This is a genomic window from Reticulibacter mediterranei (genome assembly GCF_016587455.1).
This window is the reverse complement of the sequence record NZ_BNJK01000001.1, coordinates 7,394,061-7,412,453: the sequence shown is the minus strand read 5'-3', so window position 1 is coordinate 7,412,453 and position 18,393 is coordinate 7,394,061. Positions and strand designations below refer to the sequence as shown.

The 18,393-nt window shown below is 51.6% G+C and carries 13 protein-coding genes; 5 read left to right on the top strand and 8 right to left on the bottom strand.

The window, feature by feature from the left end; genetic code table 11:
- Positions 1-67: 67 nt before the first annotated feature.
- Positions 68-730: a transmembrane-type terpene cyclase gene (locus K3T83_RS31935; protein WP_220206969.1), complete on the top strand. Its 663-nt coding sequence runs from the start codon at positions 68-70 to the stop codon at positions 728-730.
- A 68-nt stretch (positions 731-798) separates the two neighbouring features.
- Here the strand turns inward: K3T83_RS31935 and K3T83_RS31930 are convergent, their stop codons facing one another.
- The 5 genes from K3T83_RS31930 to K3T83_RS31910 all read right to left on the bottom strand — a co-directional run bounded on the left by K3T83_RS31930 (position 799) and on the right by K3T83_RS31910 (position 10,223).
- Positions 799-3,279, bottom strand: coding sequence for a glycoside hydrolase family 31 protein (locus tag K3T83_RS31930; protein WP_220206968.1), 2,481 nt, complete (start codon positions 3,277-3,279; stop codon positions 799-801).
- Positions 3,280-3,625: 346 nt separating this feature from the next.
- The gene (locus tag K3T83_RS31925; protein WP_220206967.1) at positions 3,626-6,565 is read right to left on the bottom strand and encodes a malectin domain-containing carbohydrate-binding protein; all 2,940 of its coding nucleotides are present in this window, start codon (positions 6,563-6,565) and stop codon (positions 3,626-3,628) included.
- A gap of 265 nt (positions 6,566-6,830) precedes the next feature.
- A complete protein-coding gene (locus K3T83_RS31920) occupies positions 6,831-7,790 on the bottom strand; it encodes a carbohydrate ABC transporter permease (protein ID WP_220206966.1) in 960 nt (319 codons plus the stop codon).
- A gap of 3 nt (positions 7,791-7,793) precedes the next feature.
- Entirely contained in the window at positions 7,794-8,777 is a 984-nt protein-coding gene (locus tag K3T83_RS31915) for a carbohydrate ABC transporter permease (protein WP_220206965.1), read from the bottom strand.
- Between the two features lie 66 nt (positions 8,778-8,843).
- Positions 8,844-10,223, bottom strand: a complete 1,380-nt coding sequence (locus tag K3T83_RS31910) for an extracellular solute-binding protein (protein ID WP_220206964.1) — start codon at positions 10,221-10,223, stop codon at positions 8,844-8,846.
- A gap of 567 nt (positions 10,224-10,790) precedes the next feature.
- Here K3T83_RS31910 and K3T83_RS31905 point away from each other — a divergent pair.
- Together K3T83_RS31905 and K3T83_RS58035 are read left to right on the top strand one after the other, a co-directional pair.
- A complete protein-coding gene (locus K3T83_RS31905) occupies positions 10,791-11,843 on the top strand; it encodes a LacI family DNA-binding transcriptional regulator (protein WP_220206963.1) in 1,053 nt (350 codons plus the stop codon).
- A 121-nt stretch (positions 11,844-11,964) separates the two neighbouring features.
- Positions 11,965-12,102, top strand: coding sequence for an aromatic-ring hydroxylase C-terminal domain-containing protein (locus tag K3T83_RS58035; protein ID WP_373324624.1), 138 nt, complete (start codon positions 11,965-11,967; stop codon positions 12,100-12,102).
- Positions 12,103-12,154: 52 nt separating this feature from the next.
- Here K3T83_RS58035 and K3T83_RS31900 read toward each other — a convergent pair whose 3' ends face one another.
- On the bottom strand, positions 12,155-13,057 hold the full coding sequence (locus tag K3T83_RS31900) for a DUF4118 domain-containing protein (RefSeq protein WP_220206962.1): 903 nt from the start codon (positions 13,055-13,057) through the stop codon (positions 12,155-12,157).
- A 241-nt stretch (positions 13,058-13,298) separates the two neighbouring features.
- Complete coding sequence (locus K3T83_RS31895) at positions 13,299-13,706, bottom strand: DUF4383 domain-containing protein (protein WP_220206961.1); 408 nt, start codon at positions 13,704-13,706, stop codon at positions 13,299-13,301.
- A 410-nt stretch (positions 13,707-14,116) separates the two neighbouring features.
- Here K3T83_RS31895 and K3T83_RS31890 point away from each other — a divergent pair, with 410 nt between their 5' ends.
- Positions 14,117-15,154 carry an aldo/keto reductase gene (locus K3T83_RS31890; RefSeq protein WP_220206960.1) on the top strand — a complete coding sequence of 346 codons (1,038 nt, stop codon included), beginning with the start codon at positions 14,117-14,119 and terminating at the stop codon, positions 15,152-15,154.
- A 118-nt stretch (positions 15,155-15,272) separates the two neighbouring features.
- Here the strand turns inward: K3T83_RS31890 and K3T83_RS31885 are convergent, their stop codons facing one another.
- The gene (locus tag K3T83_RS31885) at positions 15,273-15,695 is read right to left on the bottom strand and encodes a rhodanese-like domain-containing protein (RefSeq protein ID WP_220206959.1); all 423 of its coding nucleotides are present in this window, start codon (positions 15,693-15,695) and stop codon (positions 15,273-15,275) included.
- Positions 15,696-15,948: 253 nt separating this feature from the next.
- Here K3T83_RS31885 and K3T83_RS31880 point away from each other — a divergent pair, with 253 nt between their 5' ends.
- The gene (locus K3T83_RS31880) at positions 15,949-18,246 is read left to right on the top strand and encodes a LuxR C-terminal-related transcriptional regulator (RefSeq protein ID WP_268963491.1); all 2,298 of its coding nucleotides are present in this window, start codon (positions 15,949-15,951) and stop codon (positions 18,244-18,246) included.
- The last annotated feature ends 147 nt before the right edge of the window (positions 18,247-18,393 follow it).

Sequence of the window (18,393 nt, the reverse complement as noted above, 5' to 3'; positions counted from 1 at the left end):
CGATTTTTCATAGTTTAAGTCGTAATAAATAGAAGCTCACAGATAATGTATCTTGAAAGGCAGATGTATGTTTGTACTCCTTATGCTTGGTTCCGGGTTGTTTTGGACAATAACCTATATCCTTATTATCCGCCGAAGCATTCTTGATCGCACATATGGGATGCCGTTGGCGGCCTTATGTGCCAATATTTCATGGGAATTCATTTTCTCGTTCATTTTACCCTCTTCTAGCATCCAGCGGATCGTTAATATTATCTGGTTTGTGCTGGATGCTGGTATTTTGGTATGTTTTTTGCGATATGGGCGAAACGAATTTGCAAATCTGTCAAAATGGATATTTTTTACCACTTTTGGTCTAACGCTGGCAACAAGCTTTGGCGCGGTTCTGCTTGTAACACTTGAATTCCACGACAGCGGAGCATATTCGGCCTTTGGTCAAAATCTCATGATGTCAGCACTGTTTATTTTGATGCTCTATCGTCGAGGCTCGCTACGCGGTCAATCGATAGCCATAGCCGTAACCAAGTTGCTCGGCACAGCGCTGGCATCGCTCGCTTTTTTCCTCTACACAACCATTTCTCATAACTCGGTCCTGCTGCCATTTCTTTATGTATCCATTCTTGTTTACGACATGATCTATGTAGCGATGGTCTACAAACAGCAACGGGCCGCGAAACAAACATCCATTGAAGCGACAGCCTCAGCAAGTCACGTAGAACTCTCTCTTTGATATCGAGACATCAGAGAGGGATCTCATTAGACAGGCAGGCGGTTATGAAACCGCCTAACAGCTTCTCTCTACGCTTCTTTTTCCAGGCAAAGAACCAATTCTTGCTCGTCTGCTATTGCAGGTAGATCAAGCACAACACAACGCTGATCCGGGTGATATTGCCAGGCAACTTCCTGCTCATCGATGCGCACACTCTGCGGAGAGGTGGACATAGCGTGCAGTTCCACCCGCGCACGCTGGCGAGGCGAAACGAAACTCCCCTCCTGCGCACTGATGCTCACACGGATCTCGTTTGCTTCAACCGCACAGGTAATCGTGCGACGTGCATAGACCCCCTGCTGATACTCATACCCATCCCCTGCATCTTCATACAGCATCGCCTGACCGCTCCCCTCAGCAGGAAAGAGCAGCAGCGTCAACAGGTCGGAGGCCGCCGGATCAACGTAACTGGTGGCAGGCCAGAGAGGTAATGCAGTATTCGCTCGCACATAGAGAGCTGGTTGGCCTAGAGGTGCATGCGCCAGGATATGCGCGGGACCATCAATGCGCTCGCCGCTCCAGTAGTGAAACCAAGTGCCAGCTGGGATATAGACGGAGCGGTATTCGTGACCAGGACGCAAAATGGGAGCAATCAAGAGCGTATCGCCATATAACACCTGATCATCTAGTGCATAGGTCGTCGTATCTGCCGGGTACGCCCAGAAGAGCGGACGCAGCACAGGCGCGCCCGTGCGATGAGCTTCGTCAAACAGGCTGTAGAGATAGGGCAGCAAGCGTTGACGCAGCTTCAGCATCTCCCGGCACACGGATTCATATGGCTCGCCAAAGACCCAGGGTTCCTGGCGCAACGTCTGCTTCTCCGAGTGATTGCGACAAAAGGCCTGGAAGATGCCCAGTTCGGTCCAGCGCGCCATCAGTTCGCCGGTCGCATCTCCATAAAAGCCACCTATATCAACACCACACCAGCTGACACCGGACAAGCCCAGATTTTGCAACTGCGGCAGGCTCAAAGCCAGATGCTCCCAGGTTGAAGAGTTATCGCCTGTCCAGACCAGGGCATGACGCTGTACTCCTGCATATCCAGCGCGCGTGATAATGAACGGGCGCTGTTCCGGTCGCAATTGCAAGAGTCCCTCGCGTGCGCTCTGCACCATTAACGATCCATAGGCATTATGAACCTGAAGATGGAGCCTGGTGCGACCGCCGCCCGGATGCACTACTTCGGCTGGCATGGTCGAGTTTAAAGGGATAAAGAGCGCCGGCTCGTTCATATCGGACCAGATACCAGCAACGCCCACGCCGAGCAAGGCTTGATGCTTTTCGCCCCACCACCTGCGCGCCTCTGGGTTGGTAAAATCTGGAAATACACAGACGCCGGGCCAGACGGCATTTTCATAATCCGTGCCCTGCACGGTCTTACAATAAAGGTCGCGCTCGCGTCCCTCCGTATAAATCGAGAACTGCTCGTCAACCTTGACCCCCGCATCGACAATGCTTACTATATGAAATCCCAGATCACGTAGTTCCGCAAAGAGGCCCGCTGGATCAGGGAAGCGCGTCTGATCCCAGGTGAACACGCGGTATCCATCAAGGGTGTCGATATCTAAATAGATGGTATCGCAGGGAATATCACGCTCGCGAAACGTCCGGGCCAGACTGCGCACCTCTTCAGCGGTTTCATAGCTAAAACGGCTCTGCCCATTGCCCAGCGACCAGAACGGCGGGAGTGGCGTATGGCCCGTGAGATCGGTATATCGTGCCACAACCTCGCGCGGCGTCGGTCCACAAAACACATAGTACACCAGATCGCCATGAGCAACCTCAAACCAGGAACGCTCGTGATCTTCACGTGCCAGATCAAATTCAACCTGACCTGTACTATCGAGAAACAATCCCCAGGCCCGTCCATCATCCAGAACCAGGGTGAACGGAATGGAAACATACAGGTTGTTCTGAAGCGCTGTATGTCCACGTGGGGGATCAATATTCCAGAAGAGTTGATGAGATCCAGTCTTATCCAGATCGCCGGTGCGTTCACCACAACCAAAATAATGCTCGCCCGGAAGATGCTGCTTATACACACGTACCGGCGTTCCCAGGATCGCCCCAGGATTGACCATATCAACATTTTTCTCTGTCGGAGACTCGGGAAACCAGCCCATCCCCAGTTCAGGATCGTCGGCGGCAAAGATGCGCCCATGTTTATCGCTAAAACTGAGACGCAAAGTGTTGAGCGCGATATGCGCGCTGGCCTCCGCTGTGATAATGGTCAGTTGCTCATCCCCTTCCTCTATCCTCACAACTCCTGTATCCCAATTCCGCTCCACAACAGCTTCCGAATAATAATTGACGGTGCGCCCATCAGGGAAGATCCCAACCCGAAATAGATCTGGAGCCAGCACAGTCACCTCAATCGTGGCTGAGCCAGCACGCAAGCACACGTGCGAGTCGCTCTTTGCTATGATCCTCGCATCGTCAAAAGCTTGATATCCAGTGAAGAGAGACGAAAATCTACAGTTGGTTGCGCTTGCTGGCAGTGCCATCTCCATACGTGTACAGTCCTTTCAAGAAAAGAAGAGCGTCAAAATAGTTCCAAAAAACATAGCGTTTCATAGCGTTTTCTAGCGTTCTATTGATCGCTTGCTGTTTCCACCATTGCTAGTCTTCTGGCTTCGTGAGGGGAATGACAACCTCACTGGATGGACTACTGGCTTGTGGCCTTTCCCATCCTCTACCCCCTCCACTTGTTGGAAAGCATGAGGGGCTACTTTTCGTATGATGTTACTCGACCCGTTGCAGTCGGCATTGATGAGCGTGCCATGTAAGTAGAGAGTATGCAAAGCTCTCGCTCCTTTCTCCGCTTTGCATACTCTCCTCAATGATGACTTCCCTGTCTTACTTATACAGCTCTATACCGCTGATAAAGGGGTTGTCCGCTCCCCCTTGCGTGAAAGCGACCACGATCTGCCCACTACTGTTCGCTGTTGCAGTGAAACTCTTCTGGACAGCTGTTTTATAGCCACCGGTGGCATACACATCAAAGCTACTTAAAACGGTCGAGCCGTTGATTGCCACATTGAACTTGCGCTGTCCCGCCGCCTGCCAGGTCAGCTCAGCCCAATCCAGTTTCACCGTATAGGTATTCCCGGCAGTTAAACCGGTCAGGGTATAGGTGAACGAAGCGTTCCAGCGGCACGTCTGCCACACCGCTTGCGGCGCGGCATTGCTCACGCTACTAGTATTGATCGCGGTTGATGTATCCAAATAGCTATTTCCCTGATCAAAGCCTGTATCTGCCACAAAACTCCCCGTCGCTGAACCGCCAGAGTTAATTGCTTTCACTAATGTTGGCGTCGGAGTCGAGGTCGGCGTCGGGGTTGGCGTCCCGCTTCCCGATGGTTGATAGATTTCAATGCCGCTGATAAAGGGATTGTCCGCTCCTCCTTGCGTGAAAGCGATCACGATCTGCCCACTGCTATTGGCGGTGGTCGAGAACTGCTTGCGCAAGGCTGTCTTATACCCCACTGTCGCGTAGACATCGAAGCTACTCAAGACCGTTGAGCCGTTGATTGCCACGTTAAACTTGCGCTGTCCCGCTGCCTGCCAGGTCAACTCGGCCCAATCCAGCGCAACGGTGTAGGTGGTTCCAGCAGTCAGGTTGGGGATGGTGTAGGTAAAAGAGGCATTCCAGCGACACGTCTGCCACACCGCTTGCGGTGCCGGGCTGCTGGTGCCACTGGTATTGATCGTGGTTGATGTATCCGAGAAGCTGTTCCCCTGATTAAAGTCCACATCGGCCACATAGTTCCCTGTCGCCGATCCACCTGCATTAATCGCGGTAATCAAGGTGCCGCTGGGAGGGGGCGTTGGCGTCGGAGTTGGCGTTGGTGTGATGGGGGTTGGCGTCGGCAGTGGAGTTGTTGGCGTCGGCGAGGGCGGAGGAGTCGTCGGGAAACCACAGGTTTGCGGAGTGGGACTCCAACCGGTATTGCCAGATCCCATCGTCACATTCCACGACCCCGATCCCTCACAACTCTGCATGCCACCAACCGACAGCCCGCTCGCTGTGACGTTGGAGGCCGATCCGGTGATAGTACTGACCTTATTGGAAAAGGCAAACTCTGAGGCACTGATGTTGATATTATTCATGGCAATGGTGCTGATTGGATTGCCGCCATCAAAGGAGATTGCAACATACTGGCTGTTATCAATCTCGTTGCCCGTCACAGTAAAAGGCGCATTGATGGAGCCACTGGCAGACCAGAACATGAGGCCACCAAATTGCTGAATACCCTGATCGCCATTGCCTGCGGTGTACTGAATGGTGTTATTGGAGACCGTTGTTGTGCCAGCAAAAGGCACTGTAGTATTGCCGAAATTCTGGTAATCCAGCATAATCCCGCCACCACGATACTGTGAGCCGCTCACAACATTATTGGTAACAGTGTTGCCATTGCCACCATAGATAGCAATACCATTGGCGACATAGGGCGACTGCACCGTGTTGTGATCGAACGTATCGTTGCTATCACCGGTTGCAGGTACGTTATCGGAGGACGACCACATAGCGAGGCCATCATCGCCGGTGCCACGTATAAGTGATTGAGAGACGCTGGAGTTGGTGATGTTGCGATGGAAGTTGAGACCATCGGCAAGCATGCTATCGATACGCACATTGCTCACCGTCAGGCCGCTAAACGGTCCATCAAACCACATGCCAACCTTTGTATGCTCGATCCAGACATTGGAGATCTTCGAGTTATTCAATGAGCCACCAATGCCGTTGTCCTGAAGACAATCAACGCGGTTGGAAATCTGGCCCTCAATAGCAAAGTTCGACAGATTGACGTTCGAGCTCGTGCTGCCATCGTAGGCATCGTTGCCATAGATTCCAACACCGGTCCCGTTGTTTACGTTATTGCCGTTTCCGCCGCCAGTTGGAGCACCAGTGAGAATCGAGTACCACACTCCCGCGCCCGTTACGGTCACATTGTCAACAAGGATATGGCTGGTAACTAAATACGTCCCCTGTGGAATCCAGACGGTCTTCCCTTGCGCCTTGCCATCATTGACAGCGTTCTGGATAGCCTGCGTCGCATTCGTCGCACCGGTCGGATCGGCATTATATGGCGAGGCGGTAACTGAGAGAGAGCCAGACGGCTGTGTCAGGGGGTTTGCTACTTGCTCGAAGTCGGCAACATCGATCGCATACCAGGGAGCCGTGTTCTCCGAATCGACTTGCAGCTTCACCGTCGCGCCCTTCGCCATCTGCGGCAGCAACACATGCATTTCATCAAACTGATGAGCCGCTGTACCTCCAGGTGTGTTCGACCAGACGGTTCCGTTACAATTGGAGAAATCAGGCGGTCCGTAGACCCAGCTGTATTGCGAGGTCAATTGCAGATCCTTCGACTGCTTTGTCCCATTGATATAGATACTGAGCGAGGCACTGATGCCACCACCACTGGACGAGTCGGGAATGCTGTAGCGCAGATTGAGCGCGTTGGCCTGATCTGACAATGTAAACTGGACATACTGCCCTTTGGTCAACTGCACTGCTTTATGATCTACAGCATCAAACGCGACGCTGCCCAGTGTATAGGATGGGCCAATAATGGTGCCATTGGTGCTGGCATCGTGCGCTTTGAGTTCGGTAAAGGGAAGCGTGGCTCCCGTGCCACCGAGCGCGGCATTTGTCGTCGCATCGCTCTTCACGTTCGCGGCGCTGACTGGACGAGAAACCAGCGCAAACATACCTACCGTGCCAATCACCAGGATGAGCAAGATCAATGCCCTTCCTATCCTGCTACACCTTTTACTTTTTGCATCCTGCATTGTATCAATCCTTTCCAGGCTCTCTTCATGACGCGCCACATCGCCAGCCTGTCAGCGTATGTAGCCTACAATCTCGGTATCATAGCTCGCCGCTATGCAGCTCTGCCACAACAACTAGAGAAAGCGCATTCCTCCTTTCAAAACAGCCAGGAATCAACCTACCAGCTTTTTTCATGAAAAGAGAGGGGAGCGAAGGGAAAGATAAGAGACGTGCTTCCCTGCCCGTCATCTCTTCACATCATTGCATATACCTCTAACTGGATCATTACCCTTTCAAACCGGTCAGGCTAATACCGCGCAAGATCTGGCGCTGCAAAAGCAGGAACACCACAATTGGAGGGATGCTCGCCAGTGCCAGACCTGCAATCAGATAGGCAAATGGCATATTTGCGTTCGAGACCTGCGCATAATAGAGCGCGAGTTGCAATGACTGCACATCAGGCTCAGTCAACACTAGTAGCGGCCAGAGAAAGTCTTTCCAGGTCGCAATCACGGTAAAGATCGTCACCACAGCCAGTGCCGGACGTGAGAGCGGGAGAATGATTCGTGTGAACAACTGCCAGGCATTGGCCCCATCCAGACGTGCCGCCTCAGTTAGCTCATTGGGAATACTATCAAAGAAACTTTTGAGAACCAGGATATTAAAAGCATTCGCCGCTTCAGGCAGCCAGACGCCGGACCAGTTATTGATCAGCGAAACATGAATGAAGGGCAGAGAGCTGATATTCACAAATTGTGGGATCAGATAGACGACTGGCGGCACCATCAGCGTGCAGAAGAAACCAAATTGAATGATATTTTTTCCTGCCGGGCGCAATTTTGACAGCGCATAAGCCGCCGTAGCTGATACCAGGAATTGAAAGAGTACGGCCCCTCCTGCCAGCAGCAGCGTATTGATAAAATAGAGAGGGAGATTCAGCACATTCCAGGCATTGACATAATTTTCCCAACCGGGATGCACTGGCCAGAAGGTCGGCGGCGTCTGCACGATTTCGCTGCTGGATTTCAAAGCGCCACTAAACATCCAGTACAGCGGCCCCAGCGTTATTAACGTGCTGAGCAACAGCAAGGCAAACACCAGCCAGTAGATAACACGCCCGGATGGACGACGCAATGATAGAGGCGAGACGAGCGTGCGTTCGCCGGCATTCTCAAGAGGCGCTTGCTTGCGACGCCCCGGCTTCTCGTCCTGTGGTGTCGCCCCTGGCTTGAGGGAGAGAGCCATACATTAATCTCCTTGCATCAACTGATTGGTCATGCGCATATAAATCAGCGCAAAAACGGCCAGCACCAGAAACAGGATCACACCAACTGCGCTCGCCCCTCCAAAATCGGCATACTGGAACGCGTAGTTATAAATCAAGAGGAGGATGCTCATCGTCGCGTGTTGTGGTCCACCACTGGTAATCGTAAATGGCTCAATAAAGACCTGCATGGTGCCGATAATCTGCAAAATGAGCATCAACAACATGATCGGACGAATGCCTGGCAGCGTAATATTCCAGAGACGCCGCCAGAGACCAGCGCCATCGATCTCCGCCGCCTCATAGAGCGAGGCCGAGATACCCTGCAAAGCTGCCAGATAGATCAGCATCGTCGAACCCGCCGCACTCCAGGTAGCGATCACCATCAACGAAGGCAGCGCGCTTCCAGGCGTCTCCAGCCATAAACCGCCGGGCAGATGAACCAGGCTCAACAATGCATTCAAGAGGCCGGAGTCGGGATTGTAGATCCAACGCCACAGAAAGACCGTCACAATCGGCGGCAACATTACCGGCACGTAGAACGCCAGGCGAAAAAAGCCCTTGCCATGCCGCATTTCATTGATCAGTAAGGCCAGAATGATCGGGATAAAATAGCCGAAGAGCAGCGCATAGAGGGTAAACGCCAACGTATTGCGCCATGCTATCCCAAAAAGCGGATCTGAAAAGACGCGCTTATAATTGGCAAAGCCGACCCAGTGCGAAGAGTTGATGAGATCCACATTCTGAAAGCTCATCAAAAAGCCATAGATGATGGGATACCAGACAAAGAGCGCGAAGATCAGCAGGGCAGGCAGCAAAAAGAGATAGCCGCTGAGACTGCGCTGAATACCCTGCTTCCACCTCTGAGTGGTGCGCCGCTCTTTAAAAGCCATCGCTTCACTCCTCCGTTCCAGAGATTCCGGTTCCCGTAGAGACGAAGGGAATGGCGAGGACGATGAACGTTGCATACGAAGCTCCTTCTCAGGAAGCTGCATTCTGCTGAGCAGGATACAGCTTCCCCTCACCATTTCTCGTCAGGAAGCAGCCTGATCGAGAACCTGCTGGAATTGCTGTGCGGCCTGGTTTAGCAGCTTTTGCGGATCAGCATTCTGGTCGCTCAGCACTGCCTGCACCGCAGGATCAAGCGCAGCATACATCTTCTGCGTCTCCTTGCGCGGCTCAGAACGAAGCGCAACAGTCGAGTTGATAAACGAGGTGTAGTTTTGCAGCGGCACGGTGGCGTATTTAGCATTCAATGCCTGGATCTGCTTCTGGAAATCGCCAGTAAAGAGAACGCTGGTCGGAGCGCCCACGACCTGCCCACTCGCCGCCTGTTGCGCAAGGCTGCTTTCCAGCAGGTTCAGATCGAAGTTGCTATAGATAACATAGTCGAAGGCGGCTTTAATCACTTCCTGAGACGATTTAGGGTTGAACACGAAAATATTTCCACCAGTCAGGGCTGCATTACCGCCATTTTGTGGCATGGCTCCGATCCCAAAACTGGTGAGATCCGCCCCGTAGACCGTCTTCATAGCATTCAACTGATCAGGGGCCATGATCGCCATCGCCACTTTCCCGGTAGCCAGCAATTGAAGGATATTGTCCTGTACGTAGCCCTGTTGTTTGGTCAAGGACTTGTCAGTAAAGCGCATCGTCTTGAGCAATTGCAGCACAGAGGTGCCCTTCTCGCTATTGAACGTCGCCTTCGTGCCATCCGAAGACTGCATATCACCACCAGCCGAGTACATCCAGTTGGTGAAGCGCCACCCACCCTGGTTGCTGATACTCGGCTCAGCATAACCAGCAACTGATGATGTGGTCAAAGCTTTGGCTGCACTGCGAAACTCCTCCCAGGTAGCAGGGGGCTTATCGGGATTGAGTCCAGCTGCCGTGAACAGTTTGCGGTTGTAGAAGAGGCCCAGCGCATACCCGTTCTGAGGGAGGCCATAGATTTTCCCCGTTGTAGGATCGCTGACAATCGAGGCAATGCCAGGATTGTAGCTGCTCCAATACTGCCAACCCTTCGCCAGACTGGTAATATCTGCAACCACATGTTTGGAGATCATCAACGGAGGTTCAGTAAAATAGGTCTGGGTCGCATCCTCTGCCTGACCAGCCGCTACTCTAGTGAAAAAGGTTGCCGGATCATAGGGAGCGGTTTTGCCCACAATTTTTTCGTTTGGATGGCTCTGCTCAAATTGCTTGATGACTTGCTTAAAGACATACTGCGCTCCAGGATTGGTATTGGGAGGCAGCGTATTGACCGTTGCGGTTACTACTCCAGGAGTTGCTGGTGCAGAACCTCCGCAAGCTGCCAGCACATCTAGGCTCATTGCTCCAAGACCGAGAGCTGCGCCCCCCTGTAAAAAACGTCGCCGATTGAGAAACAGTCCAGCCTTTGCGTTCGTACTCATGAAAATCCTCCTTAAAAAGAGCATGTCGTTCTTACGTCATGTCGTGAGTATGTTAAAAATAAAAACACCGATATGACGAGCTGGTAATCGATAATACGTGATGAGTTCCAGGTCTGACGAAACGACGGAAGTAAGGGTAAAAAAACGGCGAAAAGGCGCATCACCTGCGGACAGGACACAAATAATCAGAGCCTGTGCGGACAATTACGCCAGAGGGAAACGAGAAAATGTTGGGAAATTCGTAGTATGTCTGCATTGAAGGAAACAGCGCCATAGCTTGTTCACCTCCTCAAAGATATTCTCGTCGAACACTGACGAAAGGTTAATTAAGGGTAACGTTTACCTTGTCTTTCTGCAAAAAAGGTAGCATAGAAATTTCCAAATGTCAAGGGTAGAGCGCCATTTTTCCAAAATGTTGTTTCTCCACCCGAATTCCTGCCTCATCTTCCTTCAATAGCGCATGAATAAGCTCTTTTAGCGGGAAGAATGTTGACAATTTGAAAAAAAACATGGTACGATTGACACAACACTTTGAGTGATTGTTTACCAACATCAGGGGGAAAGCGCATGGCGCAGGAGTCGAAACAGAGTAAACGTTTAACCATGGTCGAAATCGCTAAGGAGGCGGGGGTTTCTACAACAACCGTCTCGAAGGTCTTGAATCAACTTCCCGGGGTTGGTGCGCAGACACGTGCACGTATCCAGCGCTTAATAGAGCAAAACGACTATGTGCAAAATCATGCCGCTCGCCATCTACGCAAGGGACAGAGTGGATCGATCGATCTGGTGATTATGCGCCTGGAGGGTGGCTATGATCTGGGTATCATGCACGGCGTCCAGGATGCGCTTGAAGAAAGCGGACACCGCCTGACAGTTTTTGCCACTCATGAAAATGAGGACACGGAGCGTCTCTGGCTGCGCCGTTTGCTTGATCGTTCCACAGATGGGGTGCTGCTTTTACTTCCCTACGAGCGGGTGGGAATTCCTAATGCGTTGATGGAGCAAAATATCCCTTTTGTAGCAATTGGGGACCGTAACGAACCAACCACGACGTTCCCGACGATTGGTTCGACGATCTGGCTGGGCGGATATACGGCAACGGAACATCTGATCTCTCTCGGGCATCGACGCATCGGCATTATTACTGGTCCGCTACACCTGACCACTTCACGCGCACGTCTTGCTGGCTACCGGGAGGCGCTTGAGCGTGCTGGTATTGGCATCGATCCGGCGCTCATTTGCGAAGGAAACTATTTGTTGGGTGACGGCATTAAGCAAACGTTCACGCTGCTCAACCAACCTGATCCTCCCACTGCTATCTTCACCGGCAATGATGCTCAGGCAGCCGGTGTGTATCAGGCGTTATACAAGCGCAATATCCGTATCCCCGACGATATGAGCGTGATCGGCTTCGACGATGTGATGTATACAGCTCAGATGGCACCACCACTGACGACAATTCATCAACCATTGATCGAGATGGGACGCATGGCAACCGGTATGCTCCTGCGTCTGATCGCAGGTCTGCCTCTGGACTCCAACCATGTAGAGCTTTCGACTTCGCTCGTGGTGCGCGAGTCTTGCGCGGCCCCACGCACACATCCACTCTCTACAACCTGATACAGCTGCTCGATCCACTTCCCTTGCAAAAAGCCATCACTTTGCTCTCTACAACCACCCTTCGCCCTCCGTTTGCCTCTTCATAGGACCACGAACACCGTTCTCTGTTCCCTGATCTTTTATAAAATTCTCCTTCAATGTCTATGATATCCCCAGCAATGGTGCCGTACTGGCGCGTCCCGATGGCTTTATTGCCTGGCGATCAGGAACCGCAAACGAGGCTTTAGAGCAGGTATTTGCTCGTCTGTTTGGTCGCTAGCCTGACTGTCATACAGGCATTACATCGTCATCGTGACGCCTGTATGACGAACCTATAAACCCAGGGTAGCCGTCCGCAAACGCGTTCGATCAAGCGTTAAAGCCACCTGATCCAGGAATATCCAGAAAAATGCGCGCTGATCATCCAAGGGTCCCTGCTCATCCAACGCCTGCTCCAACGTGAGAAACCTCTTTTCGGCCTGGATATGCAGCGCAAGTACGCCTAGAATACGTCCATCGATTTGCAGAGGAAGCAAGTGCAAGTACCCCTTTTCTCCAGAAGAGAACACGACATTAGATACTACTCTCCTTTTTCCTTCCACTAAGACCTGATGCGCAATCGTCAGATGCTCAGGAGAGAGCGTGAAAGATTCGATCTGTATGGGAGCCTCGGCCCGGATCAGCAGGCGTCCCTTCTCATCAGGAAGCAACAAAGCGCATTCACGCATGCCCCAGGCGGCAAAAATGCGGACAGTGGCAAGCGCTATCACATCAAGTTGCTCATCAAGGGTCATCTGGCTATTGACGGCGTGCATCATTTCGTAGAGAATGCGCGTTTCTCGTTCCCGCGACCAGGCCTGTTCTGCACTTTTACGGCTGATAATGGCAAGCTGACTGGTCACAAGCGCCGTCAGCAGAAAAACGCCAAGTGCCAGCCATTCACTTGTAGGCATGATCAAAGTATACAGAGGAGGAACCAGAAAGAAGTTAAAGGCCAGCACAGCGACAATGGCGGCAAGTATAGCAGCATAACGCCCACGCCACATCGCCAACGGCAGAATGAGCAACAGGTAAAGAATCGAGACGGTGGAGATCGCAGGATACAGCCGGAGAACGACCATGAAACCTGTGATGAGCAATACACCTATAATTGCCAGCAGGCTATCAACCACGATCTGTTGCCGGTGGACTCTTGCCCGCGCTTCTAGCTGAGGAATACGTTCTATCGCTTGCATCAACGTATGCTCCTTTTCAAGAGAAAACATCATTGGTGAAGAGCAGCCTTATCTATCAAGGTGCTTCGCTTCAAGTTTCTTTCTCTCGTCCTCAGTATATCCTTCATCGCCTCAAAAACTACTCAAGAAGATGCAAGCCGCGCTCAGTTTTCAGGCAAGAACCGTATGCTCTTATAAATAAAGAAGGAGCTATATGATGAGAAGGGATGAGTGCAGCTTGCTTCATCCCTTCTCAACTATATTAGAAAGTTGGGGTTGCACGGGAGGTGGTATAGTCGCGAGCAAAGAACCCGACGCCTGCTGCTACAACACCGACGACGAGATGAAGGACATGATCGGCAGCATTTACATGAGTTATGCCCATCAACAGATGGTTAAAGTAGAGTCCCGGATAGATCAGCCCGGACAGACCAAGCAACAGGTAAATGATCCCGAAGACCTGGTTGAAACGCCGGAACCAGCCCAGAAACACGGAGGCAAGGGCCATCAGACCTGTTATCAGGTGGATCAGATTGTGAACAATATCCACGTCAAACCCCATCAGACTCCCAACTCTCATACTGGATGTAACAAAGAGGCCCACGATCCCTATGATCGTAAAGACAACGCCAATAATCAAGGCGATGACACGGTTTGTCGTCCACTCCATATGGATTACTCCTTTCAAGACCACAGCAAAACTACATGAAAAATTGCATACCGTGATACCTTCACGAAGAAGAGAAGAATAATGTAACTCATGAAGAAAAAGGGAATTTTTCTTTCTTCAGCTTCTATTGTAGAAGGTTGACATATTTTTCCAGCTAAGGAAGAGATATGCGGTTACAAATAAGGCTTCATCTATCTCCTACATAACTAAATAGATGCGATAAAGCGGGTCGTCTCATTTTGTTGTAAGATACAATGTAGTGGCCTCATTTTTAGGGAAAAGAACAGGCTGCCCATTGTCATTTTTCAATGGGCATTTTCTATTTCTTGGAAGATGCAACGACGATGGGCCGTCTGTTCACCCTTAATGTAACATCCATTTAAAAGGCAAGAGAAGAGAGGAAAAATCAAATGGAATATAGGCAACTGGGTGGCTCTGGCCTGAAAGTTTCTGCGCTCAGCTTCGGAACAGCAACCTTTGGTGGCCGGGGAGATTTCTTTAGCGCCTGGGGAAAAACTGACGTGGCTGAAGCATCTCATCTGATTGATATATGCCTGGAAGCTGGCGTCAATCTGTTCGATACCGCCGATGTCTATTCAGGGGGGGTCTCTGAAGAAGTGCTGGGCAAAGCTATTGCTGGGCGGCGTGATCAGCTCCTGATTTCAACGAAGGCAACATTTCGGATGGGCGAGGAACCAAACGATCTGGGTTCCTCACGCTATCACCTGATTCGCGCCTGTGAGGATAGTCTGCGCAGACTGAATACAGATCATATCGATATTTATACGCTGCACGGCTTCGACGCTCTGACCCCAGTTGAAGAGACGTTGCGCACACTCGATACGCTGGTACAGAGCGGCAAGGTACGCTATATCGCCTGTTCCAATTTCTCTGGCTGGCATCTGATGAAATCTCTTGCCACCTCTCAGACCTACGGTTGGACCCGCTATGTAGCGCATCAGGCGTTTTACTCTCTGGTTGGCCGCGAGTATGAGTGGGAGCTGATGCCACTGGCGCTCGATCAGAAGGTGGGCACTATTGTCTGGAGTCCTCTGGCTTCTGGCGTGCTATCGGGCAAGATCCGGCGTGGGCAACCGGCCCCGGAGGGCAGTCGCGTCCAGCAGATAGGCTCCGAAGGGTCACGCATTCCCGACGAGAAAGTGTATGAGATCGTCGATGCCCTTGATGCGATTGCCAGCGAGACGGGCAAGTCGGTCTCTCAGATCGCCCTGAACTGGCTGTTGCAGCGTCCAACGGTGGCAAGCATCATCGTCGGTGCGCGCAATGAGGAACAATTGAAGCAAAATCTGGGTGCCGTTGGCTGGAATCTCAGCGCCGAACAGGTAGCCAGACTCGACAAGGCCAGCGAAATCCCGACCATCTACCCTTACTGGCATCAACGGCCTTTCGCCGAGCGTAATCCCCTTGCGGTTCCCACGTACCTGTAAGTACGCGACGAACAAAGCAAAATATAACGCCTCGGTATGTCAGACGAGACTGGCAGATGGATGCTTACCATCGCCAGCCTCTATGATGTTTTGTTGTTCTGTTTGTGTTACAGATGTGTTATCTCTCTCCAGCCTCCTCCTCGACTGGAAACGCTTTATTGCTCCACTCTTTAAAGCCCCCTGCCATACTCACGACATCTGTATACCCCATCGATTGCAGCGTCTGAGCAGCCAGCAGCGAGCGACCGCCAGATGCACACGCCACAATGATGTGAGCATCCTTTTTCGTTGTCAGTTCTGGTTTGGCATAAGGCGTTGTCGGATCGGCGTACCATTCAAGCATGCCGCGTGGAGCCAGTACCGCACCTGGAATATGTCCCTGCTCCCACTCAGATGGCTCTCTGACATCAAGTAGCAAGCCAGCCTGTCCCTGTTCCAGCTCCTCCTTTGCCTGTGCAACGGTAATTTCGGGGACGGCTTTGCGTGCTTCGGCTACAATCTGGCTTGCCGCCTTTCCTTGTTCGTTGCCATGTATTGTCATAATGCTTCACCTTTCTTTTTAAGATAGAGACTCAAATCTCTATTCGTTTCATCTTCCTAAAGCATAATCAAAATCAGGGAAGAAGTCTCCATTCTTTCTAATGGAAATAAAGCATGGCAAAAAAGCTCCCTTGCTGCGTTAATACTATAAATCTAACCTGCAAATATTGGGCAAGTCGAACCAAAATTAGCAATATATTATCAAAAGCAGTATTTTATTTCTATAGGCGTATCATTTGAATGAAAGTTGGACTATGAAAGGAAAGGCGGCATCCTCAGATCTCTTGAATGAGCGAGAAAAAGAGATCTTGAAACAACTATCTGCGGGATTGTCTGATCAACAAATTGCCGATGCTCTCTTCCTGAGCCTGAACACCATCAAATGGTATAATCGCCAGATTTACAGCAAACTGGGGGTCAGAAGCCGAACCCAGGCTATCACATATGTAAAGAGCATCGATAACGGAAGCGTTCTGTCACCACCGCTGATACCCACGTCCAATCTGCCAGCACCAACCCGTCTTTTTGTTGGACGTAACCGTGAAATGGTTGAAGTGACACGCCTGCTGCATACTTCTCGCTTGTTAACGCTCACCGGTATCGGAGGGACAGGCAAGACGCAGCTAGCGTTGCGCGTGGCAACAGAGATCACCACAAGCTTCGCTGATGGCGTCTGTTTCTGCGATCTTGCTCCGCTGTCCGATCATATCCTGGTAGCTCAAACGATTGCCGGGGCACTTGGCGTGTTTGAACATCCTACAGAACCACTGTTGAATACATTGAAACGCGTCCTCGCTCAACGAGAATTGTTGCTCCTGATTGACAACTTTGAGCATGTTATCAAGGCAGCTCCACTAATCTCCGAATTACTGACCGCTTCTGCACATCTAAAAATACTCGTCACCAGCAGAGAGCCACTACGCCTTGCCGGGGAGCAGGAATATTGCGTACCACCGCTCTCACTCCCGCCTGATGAGGTATCCTCTGTTCAGGGCCTCATCAAATCTGAGGCGGGGCTGTTATTCGTACGCTATACACAAATGATTTCGCCTCGCTTTATGCCAAATGAACTGACAGCTCCAGTTATTGGACAAATCTGTACCCGCCTCGATGGATTACCCCTTGCGCTTGAACTGGCTGCGGCACGTTGCAAACTCTTCACGCCCCAGGCCTTATTAAAGCGGTTGGAAGGAACGAGGGAAACCTCTCCTCTGCGCCTCCTCACAGGCGGCCCACGTGATGCTCCCCCACGCCAGCGGACCCTGCGCGACTCCATTGAATGGAGCTATAACCTGCTTGATGAGAATGAGAAACGATTACTGGCCCGCCTGAGCGTATTTCGAGGCAGTCGTTCGTTGGAAGCAATCGAAGACATCTGTAGCGCAGGACTGTCTATCGACGTACTAGATGGGCTGGCCTCGCTCGTGGATAAAAACCTCGTGCAGCAGAAAGAGATGCCCGGCAACGAATTGCGCTTTGTCATGCTAGAAATGATTCAGGAGTACGCGCGTGAGCAAATGCATACCAACGGTGAAGAGGAAACCATAAGAAGGCGGCATGCGATGTATTTTGTCTCTCTGGCTGAACGTGCGGAGCCAGAACTGCGGTTAGCAGGATACAATCATTGGTCCCGGCAACTGGAACTCGACCTGGAGAATATCCGTGCAGTGCTGGAATGGTCGTTAAACGATGGAGATGTGACGCTCGGTGTGCGCTTAGCAGGCGCACTTGGCCTGTTCTGGTATGGTAATGGACACCATGTCGAAGGCCATCGCTGGACGCAACAACTGCTGGAGCGGCTTAATGAAGTTCCCCGTATATATCATCCCAGGCTCCTCCTCAGTGCCGGGCATCTGGCCCTCTTCTATAATCTTGATGCAGGGACTCCCTTTTTTATCAGATCACTTGCTATTTCTCGTGATTTAGGAGATCAGCTTCAGATAGCGTGGGCACTTGCCTTGCTGGGCTATACAATGCTGCGAGAGCCACATGCCGCTATGCCTCTTGTTGAGGAGAGTCTGACGCTATTCCACTCAATGAATCATCTGCCAGGAATTGCGCAGGCTCTCAATATCGTTGGGGAAATAGCGCGCGCCAGTGGCGCTGATGAACATGCAAAGCGTGCTTATGAAGAATGTCTCGCTGCCTCTCAGCAGACCGGTGAAACGCGTCGGATTGTTTTTATTTATCAGAACCTTGCCTTCATCGCTCTCCACGAAGGCAAGGCAGAACATGCGCGCGACCTGGGGATACAAGGTTTACGGTTAGCCCACACCACGAACAACCAGTTGCAACTAGCGCAAGCTCTGGCAACGCTTGCCGGGGCAATCGGCGCACTGGATCAACCACGACAGGCCGTGCGCTTACTTGGTGCATCAGAAAGAGCATTGGAACGCCTGGGAGCTTTTCACCAGCCCAACGACAAGCGAGAGATAGACGACATGATCGCCACCATCCGTACTCAACTCGATGAAGCAACCTTCCATACAGCCTGGACTGAAGGTCGCGCGATGACATTGGAACAGGCCATCTCCCAGGCACTCGATGAGTAAGATGCTCCAATACATACTCCTTGCTATCGGGCACGTCGCGAGCTGCAACCAGAGACTCCTCGCCTGTGCCCTTGCCTGTTAGCAACCCGTTTTTCGCAGAGAAAAGTACCACGAACGCTTTACAAGAATTTAATCTCTATGCTACTA